General features: G+C 37.4%; 26 protein-coding genes and 1 pseudogene. 9 read left to right on the top strand and 18 right to left on the bottom strand.

Annotated features, from left to right (window positions below; all coding sequences use genetic code 11):
* Positions 1-2: 2 nt before the first annotated feature.
* On the bottom strand, positions 3-137 hold the full coding sequence (gene rpmH / locus IQ237_RS20845) for a 50S ribosomal protein L34 (protein ID WP_096569209.1): 135 nt from the start codon (positions 135-137) through the stop codon (positions 3-5).
* A 178-nt stretch (positions 138-315) separates the two neighbouring features.
* Positions 316-822, bottom strand: a complete 507-nt coding sequence (locus IQ237_RS20850) for a DUF2808 domain-containing protein (RefSeq protein WP_194058665.1) — start codon at positions 820-822, stop codon at positions 316-318.
* A 681-nt stretch (positions 823-1,503) separates the two neighbouring features.
* Between IQ237_RS20850 and IQ237_RS20855 the strand changes: the two genes are divergently transcribed.
* The 3 genes from IQ237_RS20855 to IQ237_RS20865 all read left to right on the top strand — a co-directional run bounded on the left by IQ237_RS20855 (position 1,504) and on the right by IQ237_RS20865 (position 4,500).
* A complete protein-coding gene (locus IQ237_RS20855) occupies positions 1,504-2,658 on the top strand; it encodes a Re/Si-specific NAD(P)(+) transhydrogenase subunit alpha (RefSeq protein WP_194058667.1) in 1,155 nt (384 codons plus the stop codon).
* 148 nt (positions 2,659-2,806) lie between these two features.
* A complete protein-coding gene (locus IQ237_RS20860) occupies positions 2,807-3,100 on the top strand; it encodes an NAD(P) transhydrogenase subunit alpha (protein ID WP_096569218.1) in 294 nt (97 codons plus the stop codon).
* Complete coding sequence (locus IQ237_RS20865) at positions 3,097-4,500, top strand: NAD(P)(+) transhydrogenase (Re/Si-specific) subunit beta (protein ID WP_194058669.1); 1,404 nt, start codon at positions 3,097-3,099, stop codon at positions 4,498-4,500. Before IQ237_RS20860 ends, IQ237_RS20865 begins: the two co-directional genes overlap by 4 nt.
* A 109-nt stretch (positions 4,501-4,609) precedes the next feature.
* Here IQ237_RS20865 and IQ237_RS20870 read toward each other — a convergent pair whose 3' ends face one another.
* Complete coding sequence (locus IQ237_RS20870) at positions 4,610-5,617, bottom strand: HNH endonuclease (RefSeq protein WP_194058671.1); 1,008 nt, start codon at positions 5,615-5,617, stop codon at positions 4,610-4,612.
* Positions 5,618-6,087: 470 nt separating this feature from the next.
* On the opposite strand from IQ237_RS20870, the gene IQ237_RS20875 reads away from it, so the two are divergent.
* Positions 6,088-6,231, top strand: a complete 144-nt coding sequence (locus IQ237_RS20875) for a hypothetical protein (RefSeq protein WP_194058673.1) — start codon at positions 6,088-6,090, stop codon at positions 6,229-6,231.
* Between the two features lie 33 nt (positions 6,232-6,264).
* The gene (locus IQ237_RS26745; protein WP_255512695.1) at positions 6,265-6,399 is read left to right on the top strand and encodes a hypothetical protein; all 135 of its coding nucleotides are present in this window, start codon (positions 6,265-6,267) and stop codon (positions 6,397-6,399) included.
* A gap of 119 nt (positions 6,400-6,518) precedes the next feature.
* Here the strand turns inward: IQ237_RS26745 and IQ237_RS20880 are convergent, their stop codons facing one another.
* The 3 genes from IQ237_RS20880 to IQ237_RS20890 form a co-directional block, all read right to left on the bottom strand.
* A complete protein-coding gene (locus IQ237_RS20880) occupies positions 6,519-7,328 on the bottom strand; it encodes a DUF3800 domain-containing protein (RefSeq protein WP_194058675.1) in 810 nt (269 codons plus the stop codon).
* Between the two features lie 267 nt (positions 7,329-7,595).
* Complete coding sequence (locus tag IQ237_RS20885) at positions 7,596-8,036, bottom strand: PIN domain-containing protein (RefSeq protein WP_194058685.1); 441 nt, start codon at positions 8,034-8,036, stop codon at positions 7,596-7,598.
* On the bottom strand, positions 8,033-8,323 hold the full coding sequence (locus IQ237_RS20890; protein WP_194058687.1) for a hypothetical protein: 291 nt from the start codon (positions 8,321-8,323) through the stop codon (positions 8,033-8,035). Before IQ237_RS20890 ends, IQ237_RS20885 begins: the two co-directional genes overlap by 4 nt.
* 402 nt (positions 8,324-8,725) lie before the next feature.
* Here IQ237_RS20890 and IQ237_RS20895 point away from each other — a divergent pair, with 402 nt between their 5' ends.
* The gene (locus tag IQ237_RS20895; RefSeq protein ID WP_194058688.1) at positions 8,726-9,142 is read left to right on the top strand and encodes a XisH family protein; all 417 of its coding nucleotides are present in this window, start codon (positions 8,726-8,728) and stop codon (positions 9,140-9,142) included.
* The gene (locus IQ237_RS20900; RefSeq protein WP_194058690.1) at positions 9,130-9,471 is read left to right on the top strand and encodes a XisI protein; all 342 of its coding nucleotides are present in this window, start codon (positions 9,130-9,132) and stop codon (positions 9,469-9,471) included. Before IQ237_RS20895 ends, IQ237_RS20900 begins: the two co-directional genes overlap by 13 nt.
* A 143-nt stretch (positions 9,472-9,614) precedes the next feature.
* Here the strand turns inward: IQ237_RS20900 and IQ237_RS20905 are convergent, their stop codons facing one another.
* The 5 genes from IQ237_RS20905 to IQ237_RS20925 form a co-directional block, all read right to left on the bottom strand.
* Entirely contained in the window at positions 9,615-10,001 is a 387-nt protein-coding gene (locus tag IQ237_RS20905; protein ID WP_194058692.1) for a type II toxin-antitoxin system VapC family toxin, read from the bottom strand.
* Between the two features lie 6 nt (positions 10,002-10,007).
* Entirely contained in the window at positions 10,008-10,331 is a 324-nt protein-coding gene (locus IQ237_RS20910; RefSeq protein WP_194058694.1) for a hypothetical protein, read from the bottom strand.
* Between the two features lie 147 nt (positions 10,332-10,478).
* Positions 10,479-10,829, bottom strand: coding sequence for a type II toxin-antitoxin system PemK/MazF family toxin (locus IQ237_RS20915; protein ID WP_194058696.1), 351 nt, complete (start codon positions 10,827-10,829; stop codon positions 10,479-10,481).
* A gap of 17 nt (positions 10,830-10,846) precedes the next feature.
* On the bottom strand, positions 10,847-11,089 hold the full coding sequence (locus IQ237_RS20920; RefSeq protein ID WP_194058698.1) for a hypothetical protein: 243 nt from the start codon (positions 11,087-11,089) through the stop codon (positions 10,847-10,849).
* Positions 11,090-11,137: 48 nt separating this feature from the next.
* Complete coding sequence (locus tag IQ237_RS20925) at positions 11,138-11,326, bottom strand: type II toxin-antitoxin system HicB family antitoxin (RefSeq protein ID WP_194058700.1); 189 nt, start codon at positions 11,324-11,326, stop codon at positions 11,138-11,140.
* Between the two features lie 197 nt (positions 11,327-11,523).
* On the opposite strand from IQ237_RS20925, the gene IQ237_RS26415 reads away from it, so the two are divergent.
* Entirely contained in the window at positions 11,524-11,766 is a 243-nt protein-coding gene (locus IQ237_RS26415; protein ID WP_228020544.1) for a type II toxin-antitoxin system Phd/YefM family antitoxin, read from the top strand.
* Positions 11,759-11,929: pseudogene (locus IQ237_RS26930) on the top strand (type II toxin-antitoxin system RelE/ParE family toxin); the annotation flags it as partial. The gene IQ237_RS26415 and the pseudogene IQ237_RS26930, both read left to right, overlap by 8 nt.
* Positions 11,930-11,966: 37 nt before the next feature.
* Here the strand turns inward: IQ237_RS26930 and IQ237_RS20935 are convergent.
* The 7 genes from IQ237_RS20935 to IQ237_RS20965 all read right to left on the bottom strand — a co-directional run bounded on the left by IQ237_RS20935 (position 11,967) and on the right by IQ237_RS20965 (position 17,615).
* Positions 11,967-12,371, bottom strand: coding sequence for a type II toxin-antitoxin system VapC family toxin (locus tag IQ237_RS20935; protein WP_194058702.1), 405 nt, complete (start codon positions 12,369-12,371; stop codon positions 11,967-11,969).
* A gap of 12 nt (positions 12,372-12,383) precedes the next feature.
* Positions 12,384-12,704, bottom strand: coding sequence for a hypothetical protein (locus IQ237_RS20940; RefSeq protein WP_194058704.1), 321 nt, complete (start codon positions 12,702-12,704; stop codon positions 12,384-12,386).
* A gap of 350 nt (positions 12,705-13,054) precedes the next feature.
* Positions 13,055-13,510 (bottom strand): DUF29 domain-containing protein, encoded by a 456-nt coding sequence (locus tag IQ237_RS20945; RefSeq protein WP_194058706.1) that lies wholly within the window; start codon positions 13,508-13,510, stop codon positions 13,055-13,057.
* A gap of 112 nt (positions 13,511-13,622) precedes the next feature.
* A complete protein-coding gene (gene urtE, locus IQ237_RS20950) occupies positions 13,623-14,321 on the bottom strand; it encodes an urea ABC transporter ATP-binding subunit UrtE (RefSeq protein ID WP_096569244.1) in 699 nt (232 codons plus the stop codon).
* A 277-nt stretch (positions 14,322-14,598) separates the two neighbouring features.
* Positions 14,599-15,345, bottom strand: coding sequence for an urea ABC transporter ATP-binding protein UrtD (gene urtD / locus IQ237_RS20955; RefSeq protein WP_194058708.1), 747 nt, complete (start codon positions 15,343-15,345; stop codon positions 14,599-14,601).
* Positions 15,320-16,441: an urea ABC transporter permease subunit UrtC gene (gene urtC, locus IQ237_RS20960; RefSeq protein WP_194058710.1), complete on the bottom strand. Its 1,122-nt coding sequence runs from the start codon at positions 16,439-16,441 to the stop codon at positions 15,320-15,322. The genes urtD and urtC overlap by 26 nt, the downstream gene beginning before the upstream one ends.
* Positions 16,442-16,460: 19 nt before the next feature.
* Positions 16,461-17,615, bottom strand: a complete 1,155-nt coding sequence (locus tag IQ237_RS20965) for a branched-chain amino acid ABC transporter permease (protein WP_194058711.1) — start codon at positions 17,613-17,615, stop codon at positions 16,461-16,463.
* Positions 17,616-17,655: the final 40 nt, after the last annotated feature.

Below are 17,655 nucleotides of genomic sequence, written 5' to 3' on the forward strand. Positions count from 1 at the left end.
GCCTAAACGCTTAAACGATGACGACCTTTTTTTCTTCTGGCTCGGATTACTCTTCTGCCAGTTGGGCTTTGCATTCTAGCACGAAAACCAGAGGTTCTCTTTCTCTTCCGACAAGTTCCACCCAATGTTCTTTGCATTTCTTTCTCCTTTTAGGCGATTTTTATAAAAAGTCACAATCTGTTATCTTACCACTTTACAGGCAATAAGAGTATATTTCTGGATACAGTTTCTAGTGATTGGTGATTGGTGACTGGTGATTGGGAAAATACAAATAATTTGCTACCTGTTCCCTGTTCCCTGTTCCCTATTCCCTTGTTAATTGATGCTGATGAGCCAAGTACCTAAGTAGCGCAACATGGGTACATCTCCAGGGGAGAGGACTTGACAGTTAAAATAGAACATTCCCCCAAAGGCAGGATTTTGTACGTTGGATAGCACTAACTCAACGTTACTACCTGCTGGTACTGGTTCTTCGGGAAATATCTCTATTATCCGTCCTTCTTTATTCCATTTAACTTCACTTAAAGGAACACTTTTTCCTTTGACTCTGACTTCAACTGCTTTTGGATCAAAACTGCCTTTGTAATAATTAGGGTAGGTAATCGCAAATTGAGCAACTGCCAATTTCATTCTTTTGGCGGGTAGTCTGAGTATATATCTATCCGTGGCGTTGGTTTGTCCACCAAAATCTAAACGGAAGGGTAGTTGATTTTCTCCCTTAATACCGCTAAATAGTGTAAAACCTTGTTGTGCCAAACTGACAGCCGGAAAAGTCGTTAATAAACAACCAGTTACAGCTAAAGCAGAAAGTAAACGTCGCATAGTTAGGCTTCCTCTAAATAAATATTATTTCTGAATTCTCTGTAATCTTCAGTAACAGTCTTGTTAGTATTCTTAACTAAACTTTACTACTTTATACTTAATCATAGACGAAAAATGAAAATAAAAGTGCCAAAAGTACATTTTTACTCTGAAGATGTGACAATCAGGCAAAAATAAGGCTTAATCCTATGGTGTGGGATGTGGGGTGTAAAGTTTTTCTTTGTTTGTGTTGCAGATTGTATACAGATGTTGAGTAAACTAACATTTTTTTGATAAAAGTTGAAAAAAGTTTTTGCCGATCGCTCATTAAATTACAATCAATCAATTGTTGAGACTCAACCTTTGTATATTCTGAATCCTGACAAAATCGTGCAGTTAAGTAGAAAATATCAAACTTACCCAATTTAAGTATGGCAGAAAGTAGAAATTAAATTGCACAATCCCGAAAATAATCTGAAGACATAGATATAACATCAAAAAATGCACATAAGATGTGCAGTAACCACAACAGTTGAGAACCATCTGGATCATATTTGCCAATAGCAAAAATGCTTTACACAAGGGTTTAAGACAAAGTTCATGGTTCATGTTGCATTAGCTGTATCAGTTTATTAAAGACGTACATCAATAAATAGCTAAAAATAGCTAACAAATATTAAGTATTTATCTCTAGGAGATTGCATGAAAATAGCAGTAGCTAAAGAAATAGAAGTTTGTGAACGTCGGGTATCATTAATTCCTGACATTGTAGCCAAATTAATCAAACAAGGATTAGAAATTTATGTAGAAACTGGTGCGGGAGAAAAAGCATTTTTTACTGACGCTGACTATGAAGCAGCAGGAGCTAAAATTATCAGTGATCCTGCCACATTATGGGGTGAAGCGGACATAATGTTAAAAGTCAGTCCACCCCAAGAAAGAGAAGATGGACGCTCAGAAATAGACTTACTCAAATCAGGATCAGTATTAATCAGCTTTCTCAATCCATTAGGAAATCCCCAAATAGCGCAAAAATTAGCACAACGGCAAATTACAGCTTTAAGTATGGAATTAATCCCCCGTACTACCAGAGCGCAAAGCATGGATGCCTTATCTTCCCAAGCATCTTTGGCAGGGTATAAAACTGTACTTTTGGCGGCAGCGGCTTTACCAAAATATTTTCCGATGTTAACCACTGCTGCGGGTACTATTGCCCCTGCTAAAGTATTTATTATGGGTGCGGGAGTTGCGGGTTTACAGGCGATCGCCACAGCCCGTAGACTAGGAGCAGTAGTAGAGGCTTTTGATATTCGTCCAGCAGTCAAAGAAGAAGTACAAAGCTTAGGGGCGAAATTCGTCGAAGTTAAACTCGAAGAAGAAACCGTTGCAGCAGGTGGTTACGCAAAGGAAATATCAGAAGACAGCAAAAAACGCACCCAAGAATTAGTTGCTACCCACGTCAAAAATTCCGATGTAGTCATTACCACCGCCCAAGTACCAGGAAGAAAAGCACCCATCCTAGTTACAGAAGAGATGGTAAAAGCAATGAAACCCGGTTCAGTCATTGTAGACTTAGCCGCAGAACAGGGTGGAAACTGTGCTTGTACCGCACCGGGTAAAGATATTGTTTGGAACGGTGTAACGATTATTGGACCAATTAATTTACCTTCATCCATGCCAGTACACGCTAGTCAACTTTATTCTAAAAATATTACTGCTTTGATGCAGTTGTTGATTAAAGATAAGGCGTTACAGGTTAATTTTGCGGATGATATTGTTGATGCGGCTTGTGTTACTTATGGTGGTGAAATTAGGAATCAACGAGTTAAGGATGCTTTGCAAGCTGTTGTGGTTTAGTTTTGAGAATTTTTTGGAGAAACGAACCACGAAGGCACGAAGAACACGAAGAGAAGAAAGTTAAAGAGAGATTTTCCGTTTGTTCTCTAAATTCTCTCTGCGCCTCTGCGTCTCTGCGTGAGCTAACAATTTAACATCTTAAATTAACATGAATGAAACTTTACTAGCGGCTTTATTTGTGCTTGTTTTGGCTTCTTTTATCGGCTTTGAAGTCATTAACAAAGTTCCCCCGACTCTTCACACTCCTTTGATGTCGGGTTCTAATGCTATCTCTGGCATTTCGGTAATAGGTGCAATTCTCGCTGCGGGTGAGAGAAACACCAATTTATCAGTAATTTTGGGTTTAATTGCGGTGATATTGGCAATGGTTAACGTTGTCGGTGGTTTTTTGGTGACAGACAGAATGCTGCAAATGTTTAAAAAGAAGGATGTTAAAGCATGAATACTTTTATCCCTACTGGGATTCAGCTAACTTATTTATTAGCTGCATCATTATTTATCTTTGGTTTAAAAAAGCTCGGTTCTCCGGCAACTGCACGCAATGGTAATGTTATTGCTGCGGTGGGAATGTTGTTAGCTGTGGTTGCCACTTTATTAGATCAGCACGTATTAAATTACGAGATGATTTTAATAGGTTTGGTAATTGGTTCAGTTATTGGGGCTGTGGCAGCTTACAAAGTGCAAATGACCCAAATGCCCCAAATGGTAGGTTTACTCAATGGTTTGGGTGGTGCATCTTCCGCACTGATCGCTGTAGCTGAGTTTTGGCGTTTATTGGGAAGTTCTCAACCTATCCCCCTCGCTGTCAACATCTCTATGTTATTGGATGTGTTGATCGGTGGTGTGACGTTAACCGGTAGTTTTCTTGCTTTTGCTAAGTTGCAAGGTTTGGTTAGTGGTACTCCTATTACCTTTCCTTTGCAGCAACCTTTTAACCTCTTGCTGTTGGGTTCTTATTTAGCCGGAAGTGCTTATTTAATCATCTCACCGGATAGTTTACCGATATTTTTAGCAGTGGTAGCGGTTTCCTTGGTGTTGGGGGTGATGTTTGTATTACCCATTGGTGGCGGTGATATGCCAGTGGTGATTTCGCTGTTAAACTCCTTATCAGGAGTTGCTGCGGCGGCTGCGGGTTTTGTGGTGATGAACAATATGTTAATCATCGCTGGCGCTTTGGTGGGTGCTTCTGGTTTAATCCTTACTGAAATTATGTGTAAGGCAATGAACCGTTCTTTGTTCAGTGTGTTATTTAGTGCTTTTGGTTCTGTGACTACTGCTAGTGGTGGAGGTGCTGCGGGTACAAGTAATCAAACTGTTCGCAGTATTGACGCTGAAGAAGGGGCGATGATGTTAGGTTATGCTCGTTCTGTGGTGATTGTACCAGGTTATGGGATGGCAGTTGCTCAAGCACAGCATAGCGTCCGCGAGTTGGCGGATCAGTTAGAGCGTATGGGTGTAGATGTGAAATATGCGATACATCCGGTTGCGGGGAGAATGCCGGGACACATGAATGTATTATTGGCGGAGGCTAATGTGGCTTATACGCAGTTGTATGATATGGAGGACATTAATCCCCAGTTTGAACAGGCTGATGTAGCGTTAGTAATTGGTGCTAATGATGTGGTCAATCCGGCGGCGCGTAGTGATGCGAATAGTCCGATTTATGGAATGCCGATTTTAGAGGTTGATCGGGCGAAGCAAACTATTGTGATTAAGCGGGGGATGAGTGCTGGTTTTGCTGGTGTTGATAATGAGTTGTTTTATAAGGATAAGACGACTATGTTGTTTGGTAGTGCTAAGGATATGGTGGCTAAGTTGGTTAGTGAAGTGAAGCAGCTTTAGGTTAATTGTAGGGGTGTAGTTTGTGAACTATGCCCTTTTTTTTCTCACGCAGAGACGCAGAGGCGCAAAGAAGAAGTAAGATAAGAGTTTTATGAGAAAGTTATCAATTTTAATAATCTTCATCAAGACGGTTTAAAAATTCTTTCCATCTATATTGAAGTGCTGACTGACTAGGTTTATATTGAGAGCATCTTAGTTTTATACCTTCTAATGTCTGATAACCAGTTTTTAGAACTTTTGGATGAAACTTTACTTCTAGAGATTCTGGATTAATACCTAATAAATTCAAATCAAATAAAGTATGTAAGTCTGCACGTAATAGAAGTCCATTATCTGGATGATTATCATCAGTACCACGATAGGGTGATATATGAGCAGCTTCTAAAACATCTAGTAATTTTAATCCTGTAATCATACATTGATTGCCATAGCGTTGACGTAATAAGTCTCTAAATTGAGATTGTCCACGACGTTCTTTAATTTGACGAAATACCTTTTCACGTCTATCTTCCGGTAAAATTATATATTCAGAACTTTCATCACCTTTAATATATTCAGAATCATTGTTGTCATTAATTAATTTAGCAACCGTAGGAGCATTTTTAAGTAAGATTGATTGAATTTCCTGGAAATTAATTTCTGCAATAGAAAATTGTACATTGTCCATGATAGACTTTTTTAATATATCTATACTAATAGCCCCTTCTGTTACTATGAATGTATTACCAAAATAAGCATTAAATCTTTTGACGGGTTTATTTTCAGTTATAGGTTTATCAAAAGTATAACGACAATTGTTGCAATAAAAAGTAGGTCGTTTTTTGATTCTTCTCTTTATTGAAGTATTTTTGCATGAAGGACAACGTGATAGTTCTTTCGATCCGTCATAACTTGTAATTGATTCAATTCTAGCAATACCAAGAAGTTGCTCTTTATCTTGCAATAAAGCTAAATCACCTTCAGCGACTTGTTTACAATTAGGTACTTCATTATCATACTGATATATCTTGGAAATTTCATCTTTATAACCAAGATTGCCAGCGTGTTGTCGCTCATCACCAAAACTTTTAAGTAACCACACTTTAGGTTTTCTGTCTTTAGAAATTAATTTGCTCATTTGGAAACTCTTGATAGCGGTTATTATTAGTGTTCCCAAAATCAGACAAAATCTAACATTATTAAATAAATTTGCATCTTCTTAGGCTATAAATGAAATTACTTAAAGTGTTGTCCTCTTCTCTTCTTCCTTCGTGTTCTTCGCTTCTTCGTGGTTCGTTAAAAAAGGATGCTGGGGAAAATGAGCGATCCTTTGTGTCTTTGCTCCTTTGCGACTTTGCGCGAAACTCTCCGCGTTCTCTGCGTCTCTGCGTGAGATAAAAAAAGGATGTTGGGAAGTGGAGGGAGTGCGTTAGCGAAGCTTACCGAAGGTATCGCTTTTTGGGAGGTTGAGGAGATGCGTTAGCGAAGCTTACCGAAGGTATCGCTTTTTGGGAGGTTGAGGAGATGCGTTAGCGAAGCTTACCGAAGGTATCGCTTTTTGGGAGGTTGAGGAGATGCGATCGCTCTTAGCTTTGCGTCTTTGCGTCTTTGCGTGAGATAAAAAAAGATGTTGGGAACTTGGAGAGAGTGCGATCGCTGTTGGGGGAAGTTGAAAGAATGCGATCGCTTTTTGGGAAGTTGAGGAGGTGCGTTAGCGAAGCTTACCGAAGGTATCGCTGTTTGGGGAGTTGAAGGGGTGCGATCGCTGTTTGGGAGGTTGGAGGGGTGCGATCGCTGTTTGGAAAGTTGAGGGGGTGCGATCGCTTTTTAGGGAAGTTGAAGAGGTGCGATCGCTGTTTAGGAGGTTTAGGGGGTGCGTTAGCGAAGCGCACCGAAGGTATCGCTCTACCAAAACAATAAAAACCTCAATCAGATATTGACAATTAACAAATCAGAAGATAATATGAAGGTAGGCATAGCCTGGGGGTAGTCGTATGACTGCCGCATCATAAACCGCTCACGTAGCGGTTTTGTTGTTTTTATGGGCTATCAAAGCAATAATACTTAATTCCTAAAGTAGTAACTTGATCCTGTTGTAACCTACAATCCACAAGTAAATTAGCATTTTTAAGGGCTAAAAACGCTTGATTATCAGGACTATCTTTACTACGCACAACTGGATACAAACATAAATCAGCAATTTGCATAACAGAACTAGCTTTTGTTTTGCTGTCTATTCCTCTTAATAATTTTGATAAATCATCAGCAGATAAAGGTGAATATTTATCAGATGTTGTAACATTAAAAGGTTGACCTTTAGCTCTTAAATCGTAAAAATATTGTTTTAGTAGATTATCTTCATTTTTACCTGCTGCTTCAAAATAAACCATTAAACTACCATTATTAATAGCTGCATATTTAGCACTACGTTCTATTAAAATAGAAAAGGCACTTTTCATCATTTCCCAAGTATTTTCACCATACTTTTCTAAATACCGATTGAGATATCCTTGACGAGAGATAACACAAGCATGAACAACCATAGGAAAACTAACTATCGTTTGTGTTAAATCTTCCAAAAATTGCTGCTGTTCAACCTTAGATAATTTACCTAACCAAGCAAATCCTTTTTTCTTAGAGCGTATTTCGTTACCATGTAAAGGTTGTTCTTGACTAATATTCCAACGATTTTTAAAATCTAGTACCAATTGATTAATAATTTGTTCATCACTTCTTTTAATTAAAACTCCGCCCATTGCAAAAACAGGACATTCATCTTTAGGATTTGGTTTTGCACTACCAGATTCATCAATATATATAGCAAATTCAATATTATCTTGTTGATTCATTTTCTAATTCTGTTACATTTAATAAATTGCCTAATAGTATTACATATTTCATGACAAAAAGGGATACTTGACTGGAAAATGTAAAATTCGCTCTCTCTTCTTCCTTCGTGTCTTCGTGGTTCGTTAAAAAAGGATGTTGGGAAGTTGAAGGGATGCGTTAGCGAAGCTTACCGAAGGTATCGCTGTTTGGGAAGTTGAGGAAGTGCGTTAGCGAAGCTTACCGAAGGTATCGCTTTTTGGGAAGTTGAAGAGGTGCGATCGCTATGATTAAACAACACTACGTGGATCAACAACTACAATATCCGAAAAACGCTTAAAATCATCAATATTAAATGTTAATAAATGGGTGATATTATGAGCTAACATAGCTGCTACTAAACGAGCATCATGTACCTGTTTTCCCATCACTTGATATTGAATAACCAGAGATTCCCACTCAGTAAAAGTTTGTGGTGTATCCAATTCCAATATAAATATCTTTTTCAGTTTTTCGCTTTCTTCTTCAGCTTGATTGATAGATAAACCTAACCCATTTTTATCAAGAGGTCTTGTAGAAACAGCCCAAAATTCAATTATATTTTGTGGAATAATACATAAAAATTCACCTTGTTTTTTGAGCGTTAAAATTGCCCTTTGAGTATCAAGGTGCATAGGACTATTTTTTTGTACTAAACGCAGTAAAATATTAGTATCTACCAGATATTTCATAACATTTCATCTTCTCTGGTATAAATACTATCTCTACTAATAGCTGCATCTGAAAGTGGTGGTGCTACAGCAAAAGCAGGACTATTGATTAAATTCATAAGTGCTGTTTCCCAATCTTCCTCAGTTGTGACTTGAGAAAAAGATTTTTCTTCTTGATTTTTCAAACTATCTTCAATTAAAGATTCAAGATAAGATTCAATTGATAAACCTTGTTTAGTAGCTTGGGTAATCAGACGAGCTTCTATTTCTGGTTTCAATTGTAGTTGTATAGTTTTATATTGTTTCATATTCGTAGATTCTAGTTAATTAATATCAAGTAAAGCTGATGATTAACTTGATATATTAAAATTATATCAGATTTAAACACCGAAGGTATCACTTTTTGGGAGGTTGAGGAGGTGCGTTAGCGTTCGCGCAGCGTCTCGAAGAGATAGCTTACCGAAGGTATCGCTGTTTGGGAGTTGAGAGGGTGCGTTAGCGTTCGCGCAGCGTCTCGAAGAGATAGCTTACCGAAGGTATCGCTTTTGGGGAAGTTGAGGAGGGGCGATCGCTCTTTCTCTGTGTTCTCTGTGTCTCTGTGGTTCGTTAAAAAAAGAATGTTTGGGGAGTTGAAGGGAGTGCGTTAGCGAAGCTTACCGAAGGTATCGCTATATAGTGATAAACTATGATAATTGATCTATACTTAAAGTATGCCCAAACTAGACATTATTCATAACGTTGTTAAAAATGCACTAATCAAAGATGGTTGGATAATTACAGATGATCCTTACTTAATTCAATATAGAACAACAACACTATATGCTGATCTTGATGCTGAACGTCCCATAGCAATTGAAAAATCAGGACAAAAACTGGTAGTTGAAGTCAAAAGTTTTATTGGTACATCAAAGATACAAGATTTAAAAGAAGCTCTCGGCCAATATGATATCTATCTTTACCTATTAGAAGCAACCGCACCAGACCGTAAACTCTATATTGCCATTAGTGAAACTGCATATAAAAGTTTTTTCACACAGGATATTATTCAACTAATTCTTAACCGACATCAACTTCCATTAATTGTTGTAGATATAGAAACAGAGGAAATTAAACAATGGATAAATTAACAGATTACCCCAAAATCATCAAACAAATTTTAAAGGGATATGTAGAATTATCTCAGAGTCATCCCCAAAAAGATATAGAAACATTCTTAATTAGCGATGACGAAAAAGGTCATTATATTTGGATGAATCTTGGTTGGCAAAATGGTGAAAGAATTACAGGAATAACTGTTTATGTTCGCCTACATAATGGTAAATTTTGGATAGAAGAAGATTGGACAGAAGAAGGTATTGCTACTGATTTAGTTCGCGTTGGTGTTCCTAAAGAAGATATTGTTTTAGCTTTTCATGAACCGAAAATGCGGGAATATACAAATTTTGCAGTTGCTTAGTTTAGTTATTTCTTACTTTGCTTGAAACAAAAACAAAACAGCAATATTTGGGAAGATGTGCGATTCCTACGTAACATTTTGCGATAGCGAAGCGCGACATAGGAATCGCTCTCACATTTTAAATTTCTCTCCATTCCCTAGCATCAATAAAAAATAGAAAGATGCTTTTTATTACTCGTGGCAATAATTACTTCATGACCATAATTAGCTACTAAAATAGATTGAGCAGCTAAAATAACATCACCATCTAAAGCTTTATTATCTGCTGTAGATTTACCTTTATTTCTCGCTTCAGCCCATAACTCTGCTGCTTTTAACATCACTTCCGTTGTCATAGGAAGATAAATAATTTCAGCTTTTAGTTGATTCAGTTTTCTAATTTCATAATCTATAATTTCCGGTAAAATGACTTCATAACTTCTTTCAAAAAGACTATAAAACCATTCTTGACATTGCACAGCTAGAGGATTCGCTTTAGGATTAGTAATTAATCCCACAGGTGTAGAATCTAAAACAATAACCTTACTCATTTTATCTTAAATTGAAATACCATTCATAGATTCAATAATTTCTAAAGTTTCCTGTTGTTCTTGTTGATCATCTGATTCATTCCATGATTCAAACAATTTTTTAATATTATTTTTTCTATCTTCTTTTTTAATTGCATCACTGTCATTAATTTCATTAATAGCATTTTTCCAGTTCTTTACAGATGTCTGTTTCATCGTCACACTTTGACGAAACAAGCGAATCATTTGCAATAGTTCTGGTATATATTCTTCGGGTGTTTGGTCAATTTCTAATAACACATCATCGCGTGGTGTAGTTGATATTTCTGTCATAGATTGATGATTATTCATAAGTATATTTTCAGGAGATGATGCAATTTTATTTGTATTCTATAATATCATAAATTTATGGAAATAATCAAAATGCGATGCTTACTGTATCCCTTACGGGATCTGAAGGCGTAGGTATCGCTGCTTGGGAGTTGAGGGAGTGCGATCTCAATTTAAAAGAGAAAGACTTAACACCACAGCTAATGCTTCAGAAATCATCTGCATTTCCGATTCAGAAAGCTGACCTAATTTTCTCATTAATCTTGTTTCCGAAACCGAACGAATTTGAAAAGTATCAACACTAGAAACTTTTGCCAAACTATTCTCAGTTGATGGTTCTAATTTTACCATCCAAGGTCTAATAGAATATCTTTCTTTCCAATCTGTAACCGGAACAATAACCTTTAAAGGTAAAATACCAATAGCATCATCATTAACTATAACACAAGGACGTTTTTTACTAATTTCCGTTCCTAAAGTTGGATCTAAATTAACTAACCAGACTTCACCTCTATACATAAATTTAACAACTTTTTTTAATCTTCATCTGGATATTCATAAAAATCTTCTCCATCTAAATCAGAGAAAACAATTAATTCACCATCACTTGCATAATCTTCACTAGCTGTAATTGCTGCTAATGCTAATTGATGTTTTTGTTGTTCCTTTGTTAAAAATTCTCGTTGTTGACTAACTAATTGTAAAGCCAATTCAGCAATTTGTAATCTTTCATTGATGCTGAGGTGTGGTAAAGATTGAAGAATTGCTTGTGTTTCCATATTAATTCATCCTCTTAATGTCATTTAACACATATTTCAAAAAAATAACTAAATTAACTGTTTTTCTGGTTCAATTTCTTCTTGTTGACTAGCAACTTCTAACCAACCTTGAACAGCATCTTTCAACATTTCTAATAAATGTTCATAACTTTCACCCCAGGTATGACATCCTGGTAAAGCTGGTACAGAACCACACCATACACCGTCTTCTTCCCAAATAATTGCTTTTATTTTCATAGCCAATTCCTTGAACTAGGGATATTTTACCGCAGAGGCAGTCAGATGTACCAGTTTAATAAAGATGAATAATCGCTTTTGGGAAAGTTGAAGGGGTGCGATCGCTCAAAAACTTAAATTTTGTACAAATTGCAAAAAACAGACAAATAGTCTATAGTCATATTTAACCCTATAAATTTTAAATTTTGTGAGGCGCTATGTCTGTCATCAGTGCAAGTGAAGCGCGTGCTAACTTTCCCGATATTATTAACCGTGCAGAATATCGTGGAGAAAGAATATTAATACAACGTCATGGTAAACCTGCGGTAGCAATAATTAGTATTGAAGATTTAAAACTACTAGAAGCAATAGAAGACGCAATAGATTCTGCTAAACTGCGACGTGCAATAGAAGAAAACACAGGATTTACCACCATAGAAGAAATAATAGCAAAAGGGTAATCCTCGTCCTCAAGATTATGCAGCATTAAAAGGTTATCAAGGTGGATATCGTCTAGATCAAGGTGAATATAGAATTTTGTACACCATTGATGATGATAATAAATTAGTGGATGTTTTTCGAGTTGGAAAACGCAATGACGACGAAGTTTATAAAAACTTGTAACTTGATCGCTTTTGGGGAAGTTGACGAGGTGCGATATTTATTCAATTTCCCAATCTTCCAATTTCAGAGTATCAACCCTACTAAATTCTCTAATATTATGAGTAACAAGAGTTAAATTATTAGCCATTGCAATAGCAGCAATATGTAAATCATTATTACCTATAGGAGTACCTTTAGCAGCTAACTTACTATGAATTTTGCCATAAATTAAAGCACATTGGTCATCAAAATATAAAGAAACAAACCTCCCTAAAAATTCCTGCTGCTTTTGCAGAGTTTTAGCAGGGTTATTAGTTCTCATTGCACCATAAAATAATTCAGCTTTGACCATAGAACAAACTACTATATCTATATCAGACAAATCTTGAAAACACTGAATAATTTTTTCTGATCGTTGATTAAGATATTGAATACAAACATTAGTATCTAATAAATATTTCATCAGTTTGTATTCCTAACTAATAATCATATCTTCTAACCTATCATCCAAGCTATCATCAATACCCAAATCATCTATAAAAATAGGGTCATCAGCACAACTACCTGCGGTTTTATTAATAAATTCTTGCCAGGATAATTCATGATTTTCTGCTATTTCAATATTTTTATCAACATCTATAGATGTCTGATTTTTGATTACGTTCTCACGAAATAACCGGACTATTTGCAGAAATTCCGGTATATATTCTTCAGGAATTTGGGCAATTTCTAACAATAGATTATAACTAGGAGTAGTTGAGGATGTTTCTGTAATTGATTGCTGATGATTAATCATAAAATCCTAGATTTGATTATTTTGCCATATTATCAGTATATCAAAAACTTAGGAAAATATCAGATTGAAGCAGATATGTTAGGAAAAATTGCGTTAAATTTTGCGGTAGCGTCTCGTAGAGATAGCTTGACGTTTTTGTTGTTCCTTTGTCAAAAATTCTCGTTGTTGCCAAACCAATTGTAAAGCAAATTCAGCAATTTGTAACCTCTGGTGAACGTGGTTCGTTAAAAAAGAATATTGGGGAAAAATGAGCGATCCTTCCTCTCTCTGCGTTCTCTGCGTCTCTGCGTGAGATAAAAAAGATGTTGAGAAGTTGGAGGAGTGCGATCGCTTAACAACAACAAATATAATTAAACTGGAAAAAAATCAGCATCTAAAATTTCATCAGAGGAAAAAGGATTATCTTCAGGAAAAATAGATAAAGGAAGTCCAGTTTCAATCGCTGCTTCTTTACGAGCGTGGTGATAACAATTATCCAAAACTTCTAAATAATAACCTTTTAAACTAGGACTATCTAAAAACGTATCTTGTAATCTTTGACGATGTTCATAGATTGTATACAACCAACTATTTGACCTGTTTTGAGGTTGAAACTTGTATTTAAGCAAGTGCATAATTAAAACTCGTAAATTACTTTTTAAAGCATTTTTTTCACTTCTTCCCATACTTTCAATTTCTTCAATTAAATTTTCTAATTCTAATTCTGAAAACTGCTTATTCTTTAATAAAGAAGCGGTTTTTTCAATCCATAAATTATAATCTTTTGCATAAAAATTATTACTTAATATCATAGATTGATGTGTCATAGTTTTCTCCTGAATTTCTGTAGTTTTTGTCTATTACAAAACGAAGTGCGGAATGTGGGTTAGTAGTGAAGATTTAACTTTACGGTAAAATACCCAATCAAAATTAAACAAATTAAACAGCCAAAAACTTTTGAATCACATCCTGACTCAGTTCTGTGGTGAAACCAGAGGCGACAATACCACCTTTTTGCATGGCGTAATAGTAATCAGCTTGACGGACAAAGTGTAAGTGTTGTTCTACTAATAACACAGAAATCCCTTTGGTTTCTACGATGCGACGTACTGCGGCTTCAATTTCCAGGATGATTGAGGGTTGTATACCTTCGGTGGGTTCATCTAAGACGAGTAACTGTGGTTCTCCCATTAAAGCACGGGCGATCGCTAACTGTTGTTGTTGTCCACCGCTCAAGTCACCACCCATCCGGGATAACATGGTTTTCAACACAGGAAATAAGCTAAAAACTTCTTCAGAAATTTCGGCTTTTCTTGATTGTTTCTGTCTAGCTTCTAACCCTAAAAGTAAATTTTCTCTGACTGTTAACCGGGGAATAATTTCTCGTCCTTGAGGAACATAACCAATTCCCATTTTTGCCCTTTGGTCTGGAGATTTGGAGTTGATTAATTCTCCATTTAAGTTAATTGTACCGCTGCGGGGTGAGAGTAACCCCATAATTGTTTTGAGTAGGGTGGTTTTACCTACGCCATTACGTCCAATTAAGCAGATCATTTGTCCTGGTGGTACGCTCAAATCTACGTTGCGTAAAATATGGCTTTCACCGTAGTAAACGTTAAGTTGAGAAATTTTTAGCATCAGTTTTTTGATTCTCAATAGCAGTTATGATTTATTCACCCTCCAGACCTCGGGGTTAAGAGGTTGTTTGTCAAGTCATGATTAGTGTATCAACTATTGTTTAACCCCACCCTAACCCTCCCCTTGTAAGGGGAGGGGACTGGATTTTATTGTTTTTTGTGTGTTCCCCAATCCTTCCCTGTTCCCTGTTCCCTGTTCCCTGTTCCCTGTTCCCTGTTCCCTAAGATAACAATTACCTGTTGAAAACTTATCAAACAACCTCTAAAAAACAGCAGTTTTATTCTGGCTGTTCTCCTAGATATACTTCGATTACACGGGGGTCATTTTGGACTTGTTCAAAATTCCCCTGACATAGTACGGAACCTTCATGTAATACTGTTACCGTCTTGGCAATTTGGCGGACAAATTCCATATCGTGTTCAATGACTAGAATTGAATGGCTTTGGGCGAGTGTTAATAGTAGTTGTCCGATGTTGTAGGTTTCTTCGTCCGTTAACCCTGCAACTGGTTCATCAACTAGTAATAAGTCGGGGGACTGTGCTACTAACATCCCAATTTCTAAACGTTGCTTTTCTCCGTGGGACAGTAAACCGGCAGGAATGTCTGCTTTAGGGGTTAAACCAACTGTTTCTAATAAGCCTTTAATACTATTATTTTCCGTGGGATGAGAGGGATGAAATAGGGTAGAAAATACATTTTTGTGGCGGTTAATAGTAATTTCTATGTTTTCACGGGGGGTTAAGTTGAGGTAAATTCGCGGTGTTTGGAATTTTCGCCCAATTCCTAAGCGGGCGATTTCATGTTCAGGTAAAGAACGCAGATTTTTACCTTTGAATAAAACTCTCCCAACTGTTGGTTGTACTTTCCCGGTAATTACATCCAGAAAGGTGGTTTTTCCCGCACCGTTGGGACCAATTACTACTCGCAATTCTCCCGCATCCATACTAAAGTTGAGTTGATTGATAGCTTTAAAACCATCAAAACTGACGGTGACATTTTCAGTTTCCAAGATTTTCGCGTTCATGTTGCACTTCTGGGTCTGCTTCTAAGGTGGGATATGTGGCGATTTCGCGGGGGCGATGGAAAAAAGAAATCTGTTGCTTTTTTAACCATCCCATGAGACCGTCAGGTAAGACTGTGACGACTATTAAAAATAGTGCGCCTTGAAAAAATAGCCAAATTTCCGCAAATTGTTCACTTAAAAAAGTGCGCGCATAATTGACTAATAAAGTACCGACTATCGCCCCGGTTAAGGTAGCGCGTCCCCCCACCGCCACCCAAATCACCATTTCAATAGAAAACCCAATATCCATGGTTCGGGGTGATACTGACCCGCTTTGAAGTGTATAAAACGCTCCTGCTATCCCGGCGATCGCACCGGAAACCGCAAACACTAAAACTTTAAATTCTGTGGGGTTATAGCCAGAAAATCGCACCCGACTTTCATCATCTCGAATAGCGATTAATAATCGCCCAAAGCGTCCACTTGTCAACCAGCGACAAATACCATAGGTGAGGGCCAGAACAATTACCGTCAGGGTATAGAAAATGAATTGGGTTTGGGAGTCGCTGACATTCACCCCAAACAAGGTTCTAAAACCTGTGAGTCCGTTAGTACCGTTAAACAGTTGTTGTTGACCATTAAAGAAGTTGAAAAATATAATCACTGCGGCTTGGGTTAATATGGAAAAATAAACCCCCTTGAGGCGATTACGAAATACTAAGTATCCTAATAATCCCGCTAGTAGGCTGGGAATCAACACCACCGCCACGGTAGCGACGGGAAAAGAGTAGAAAGGATACCAAAACCAAGGAAGTTCTTTCACGCCATACAACCCCATAAAGTCAGGTAATTCATCGGGGGGAACTTGGAGTTTTAGGTACATAGCGATCGCATATCCCCCCAAACCGAAGAAAATCCCATGTCCCAAACTCAGCAACCCGGTATAACCCCAGATTAAATCCAGACCCAAAGCCACAATGGCCAGGGACAAAAACCGCCCCAGTAAATTTAACCGGAACCCCGACAGTATTGCTGGTATAATTAAAATCAGGATCAGTGCGATCGCCACCACCACCCCAATCTCAATTAAAATTAACCGTCCTCCCTTCCGACTCATGCTCTGCGTCCTTTCTGGTTTAAACATCAACAGTACGACCTTTCTGGGGAAAAATTCCCCCAGGCTTCCACTGTAAAAACGCGATAATCAGTGCAAACACTAACACCTTGGCCATACTTGTGGTCGCAAAGAAATTCAACACATCAGCTAAAGGTTGAATAGGAGATAACACCAAAGCTAGAGTCCCAGAACCAATTAAAAAATTAGCCGTACCAATTCCCAAAGCCGCCATAATAGTTCCTGCTAAATTCCCCACACCACCGACCACTACCACCATAAAGGTATCAATAATATAATTTTGTCCGGTGTTTGGTCCTACAGAACCCAGTAAACTAATAGCACAACCAGCCACACCTGCCAAACCCGACCCCAAAGCGAAGGTGATAGCATCAACTTTTTGAGTAGGGATACCCAAACAAGCACTCATACTGCGATTTTGGGTGACAGCACGAATCCTTAATCCCCAGTTAGAACGCTGTAAAAATAGATAAATTCCGGCTACACAAATTATTGTCAAACCCATAATAAACAAGCGAGCAAATGGTAATTGGAGACCACCTACAGACATTCCCCCTTGCAACCAACCAGGAGCCGTCACATCTACATTTTGAGCGCCAAACCAAGGTTGAGTCAATACTTGTTGCTGACTCAATAAATTTCCCATGGTTATTGTTATACCCAGAGATAGTAACAACAACAATCCTACAAACCAGTTACGTACTTTCCCCCCATTACTCCGAGCATTTAAAATCCTTAAACCTCCAAAAAACAACACACAAAATAGGAATATGCCAATTACTAATAACCAATTCACACTCCGAACCAACTGTTGAAAAATTAAACTCACCCCCCAAGTTGCTAGGAGAGTTTCTAAAGGTCGTCCATAGAGATAACGAATCACGCCCCGTTCTAACACTAACCCCACAACAGCAGTGAATAGAAAAGCAGTTATCAAAGCCAAAAATATATAAGAATCAAACCACACTCCCCCCAACTGTTTGCAGCCATTTTGTACTACAAAAGTTGTATAAGCTCCCAACATCATCAATTCACCATGGGCCATATTAATCACGCCCATCAAACCAAATATAATGGCTAGTCCCAAAGCAGCAATTAATAATACTGCCCCAATACTAATACCATTAAATAAAGCTTCCAAAAAACCTATTAACACTTATTTATCCTCAAGAAATATCAATAGTCAATGACGATTG

It is taken from the genome of Sphaerospermopsis sp. LEGE 08334 (assembly GCF_015207205.1).
Classification (GTDB): Bacteria; Cyanobacteriota; Cyanobacteriia; order Cyanobacteriales; family Nostocaceae; genus Sphaerospermopsis.

What these genes read in the sequence shown, in the direction of transcription:
- rpmH (WP_096569209.1), bottom strand. Translation starts at nt 137, where the DNA reads ATGCAAAGAACATTGGGTGGAACTTGTCGGAAGAGAAAGAGAACCTCT.
- IQ237_RS20850 (WP_194058665.1), bottom strand. Translation starts at nt 822, where the DNA reads ATGCGACGTTTACTTTCTGCTTTAGCTGTAACTGGTTGTTTATTAACG.
- IQ237_RS20855 (WP_194058667.1), top strand. Translation starts at nt 1,504, where the DNA reads ATGAAAATAGCAGTAGCTAAAGAAATAGAAGTTTGTGAACGTCGGGTA.
- IQ237_RS20860 (WP_096569218.1), top strand. Translation starts at nt 2,807, where the DNA reads ATGAATGAAACTTTACTAGCGGCTTTATTTGTGCTTGTTTTGGCTTCT.
- IQ237_RS20865 (WP_194058669.1), top strand. Translation starts at nt 3,097, where the DNA reads ATGAATACTTTTATCCCTACTGGGATTCAGCTAACTTATTTATTAGCT.
- IQ237_RS20870 (WP_194058671.1), bottom strand. Translation starts at nt 5,617, where the DNA reads ATGAGCAAATTAATTTCTAAAGACAGAAAACCTAAAGTGTGGTTACTT.
- IQ237_RS20880 (WP_194058675.1), bottom strand. Translation starts at nt 7,328, where the DNA reads ATGAATCAACAAGATAATATTGAATTTGCTATATATATTGATGAATCT.
- IQ237_RS20885 (WP_194058685.1), bottom strand. Translation starts at nt 8,036, where the DNA reads ATGAAATATCTGGTAGATACTAATATTTTACTGCGTTTAGTACAAAAA.
- IQ237_RS20890 (WP_194058687.1), bottom strand. Translation starts at nt 8,323, where the DNA reads ATGAAACAATATAAAACTATACAACTACAATTGAAACCAGAAATAGAA.
- IQ237_RS20895 (WP_194058688.1), top strand. Translation starts at nt 8,726, where the DNA reads ATGCCCAAACTAGACATTATTCATAACGTTGTTAAAAATGCACTAATC.
- IQ237_RS20900 (WP_194058690.1), top strand. Translation starts at nt 9,130, where the DNA reads ATGGATAAATTAACAGATTACCCCAAAATCATCAAACAAATTTTAAAG.
- IQ237_RS20905 (WP_194058692.1), bottom strand. Translation starts at nt 10,001, where the DNA reads ATGAGTAAGGTTATTGTTTTAGATTCTACACCTGTGGGATTAATTACT.
- IQ237_RS20910 (WP_194058694.1), bottom strand. Translation starts at nt 10,331, where the DNA reads ATGAATAATCATCAATCTATGACAGAAATATCAACTACACCACGCGAT.
- IQ237_RS20915 (WP_194058696.1), bottom strand. Translation starts at nt 10,829, where the DNA reads ATGTATAGAGGTGAAGTCTGGTTAGTTAATTTAGATCCAACTTTAGGA.
- IQ237_RS20920 (WP_194058698.1), bottom strand. Translation starts at nt 11,089, where the DNA reads ATGGAAACACAAGCAATTCTTCAATCTTTACCACACCTCAGCATCAAT.
- IQ237_RS20925 (WP_194058700.1), bottom strand. Translation starts at nt 11,326, where the DNA reads ATGAAAATAAAAGCAATTATTTGGGAAGAAGACGGTGTATGGTGTGGT.
- IQ237_RS26415 (WP_228020544.1), top strand. Translation starts at nt 11,524, where the DNA reads ATGTCTGTCATCAGTGCAAGTGAAGCGCGTGCTAACTTTCCCGATATT.
- IQ237_RS20935 (WP_194058702.1), bottom strand. Translation starts at nt 12,371, where the DNA reads ATGAAATATTTATTAGATACTAATGTTTGTATTCAATATCTTAATCAA.
- IQ237_RS20940 (WP_194058704.1), bottom strand. Translation starts at nt 12,704, where the DNA reads ATGATTAATCATCAGCAATCAATTACAGAAACATCCTCAACTACTCCT.
- IQ237_RS20945 (WP_194058706.1), bottom strand. Translation starts at nt 13,510, where the DNA reads ATGACACATCAATCTATGATATTAAGTAATAATTTTTATGCAAAAGAT.
- urtE (WP_096569244.1), bottom strand. Translation starts at nt 14,321, where the DNA reads ATGCTAAAAATTTCTCAACTTAACGTTTACTACGGTGAAAGCCATATT.
- urtD (WP_194058708.1), bottom strand. Translation starts at nt 15,345, where the DNA reads ATGAACGCGAAAATCTTGGAAACTGAAAATGTCACCGTCAGTTTTGAT.
- urtC (WP_194058710.1), bottom strand. Translation starts at nt 16,441, where the DNA reads ATGAGTCGGAAGGGAGGACGGTTAATTTTAATTGAGATTGGGGTGGTG.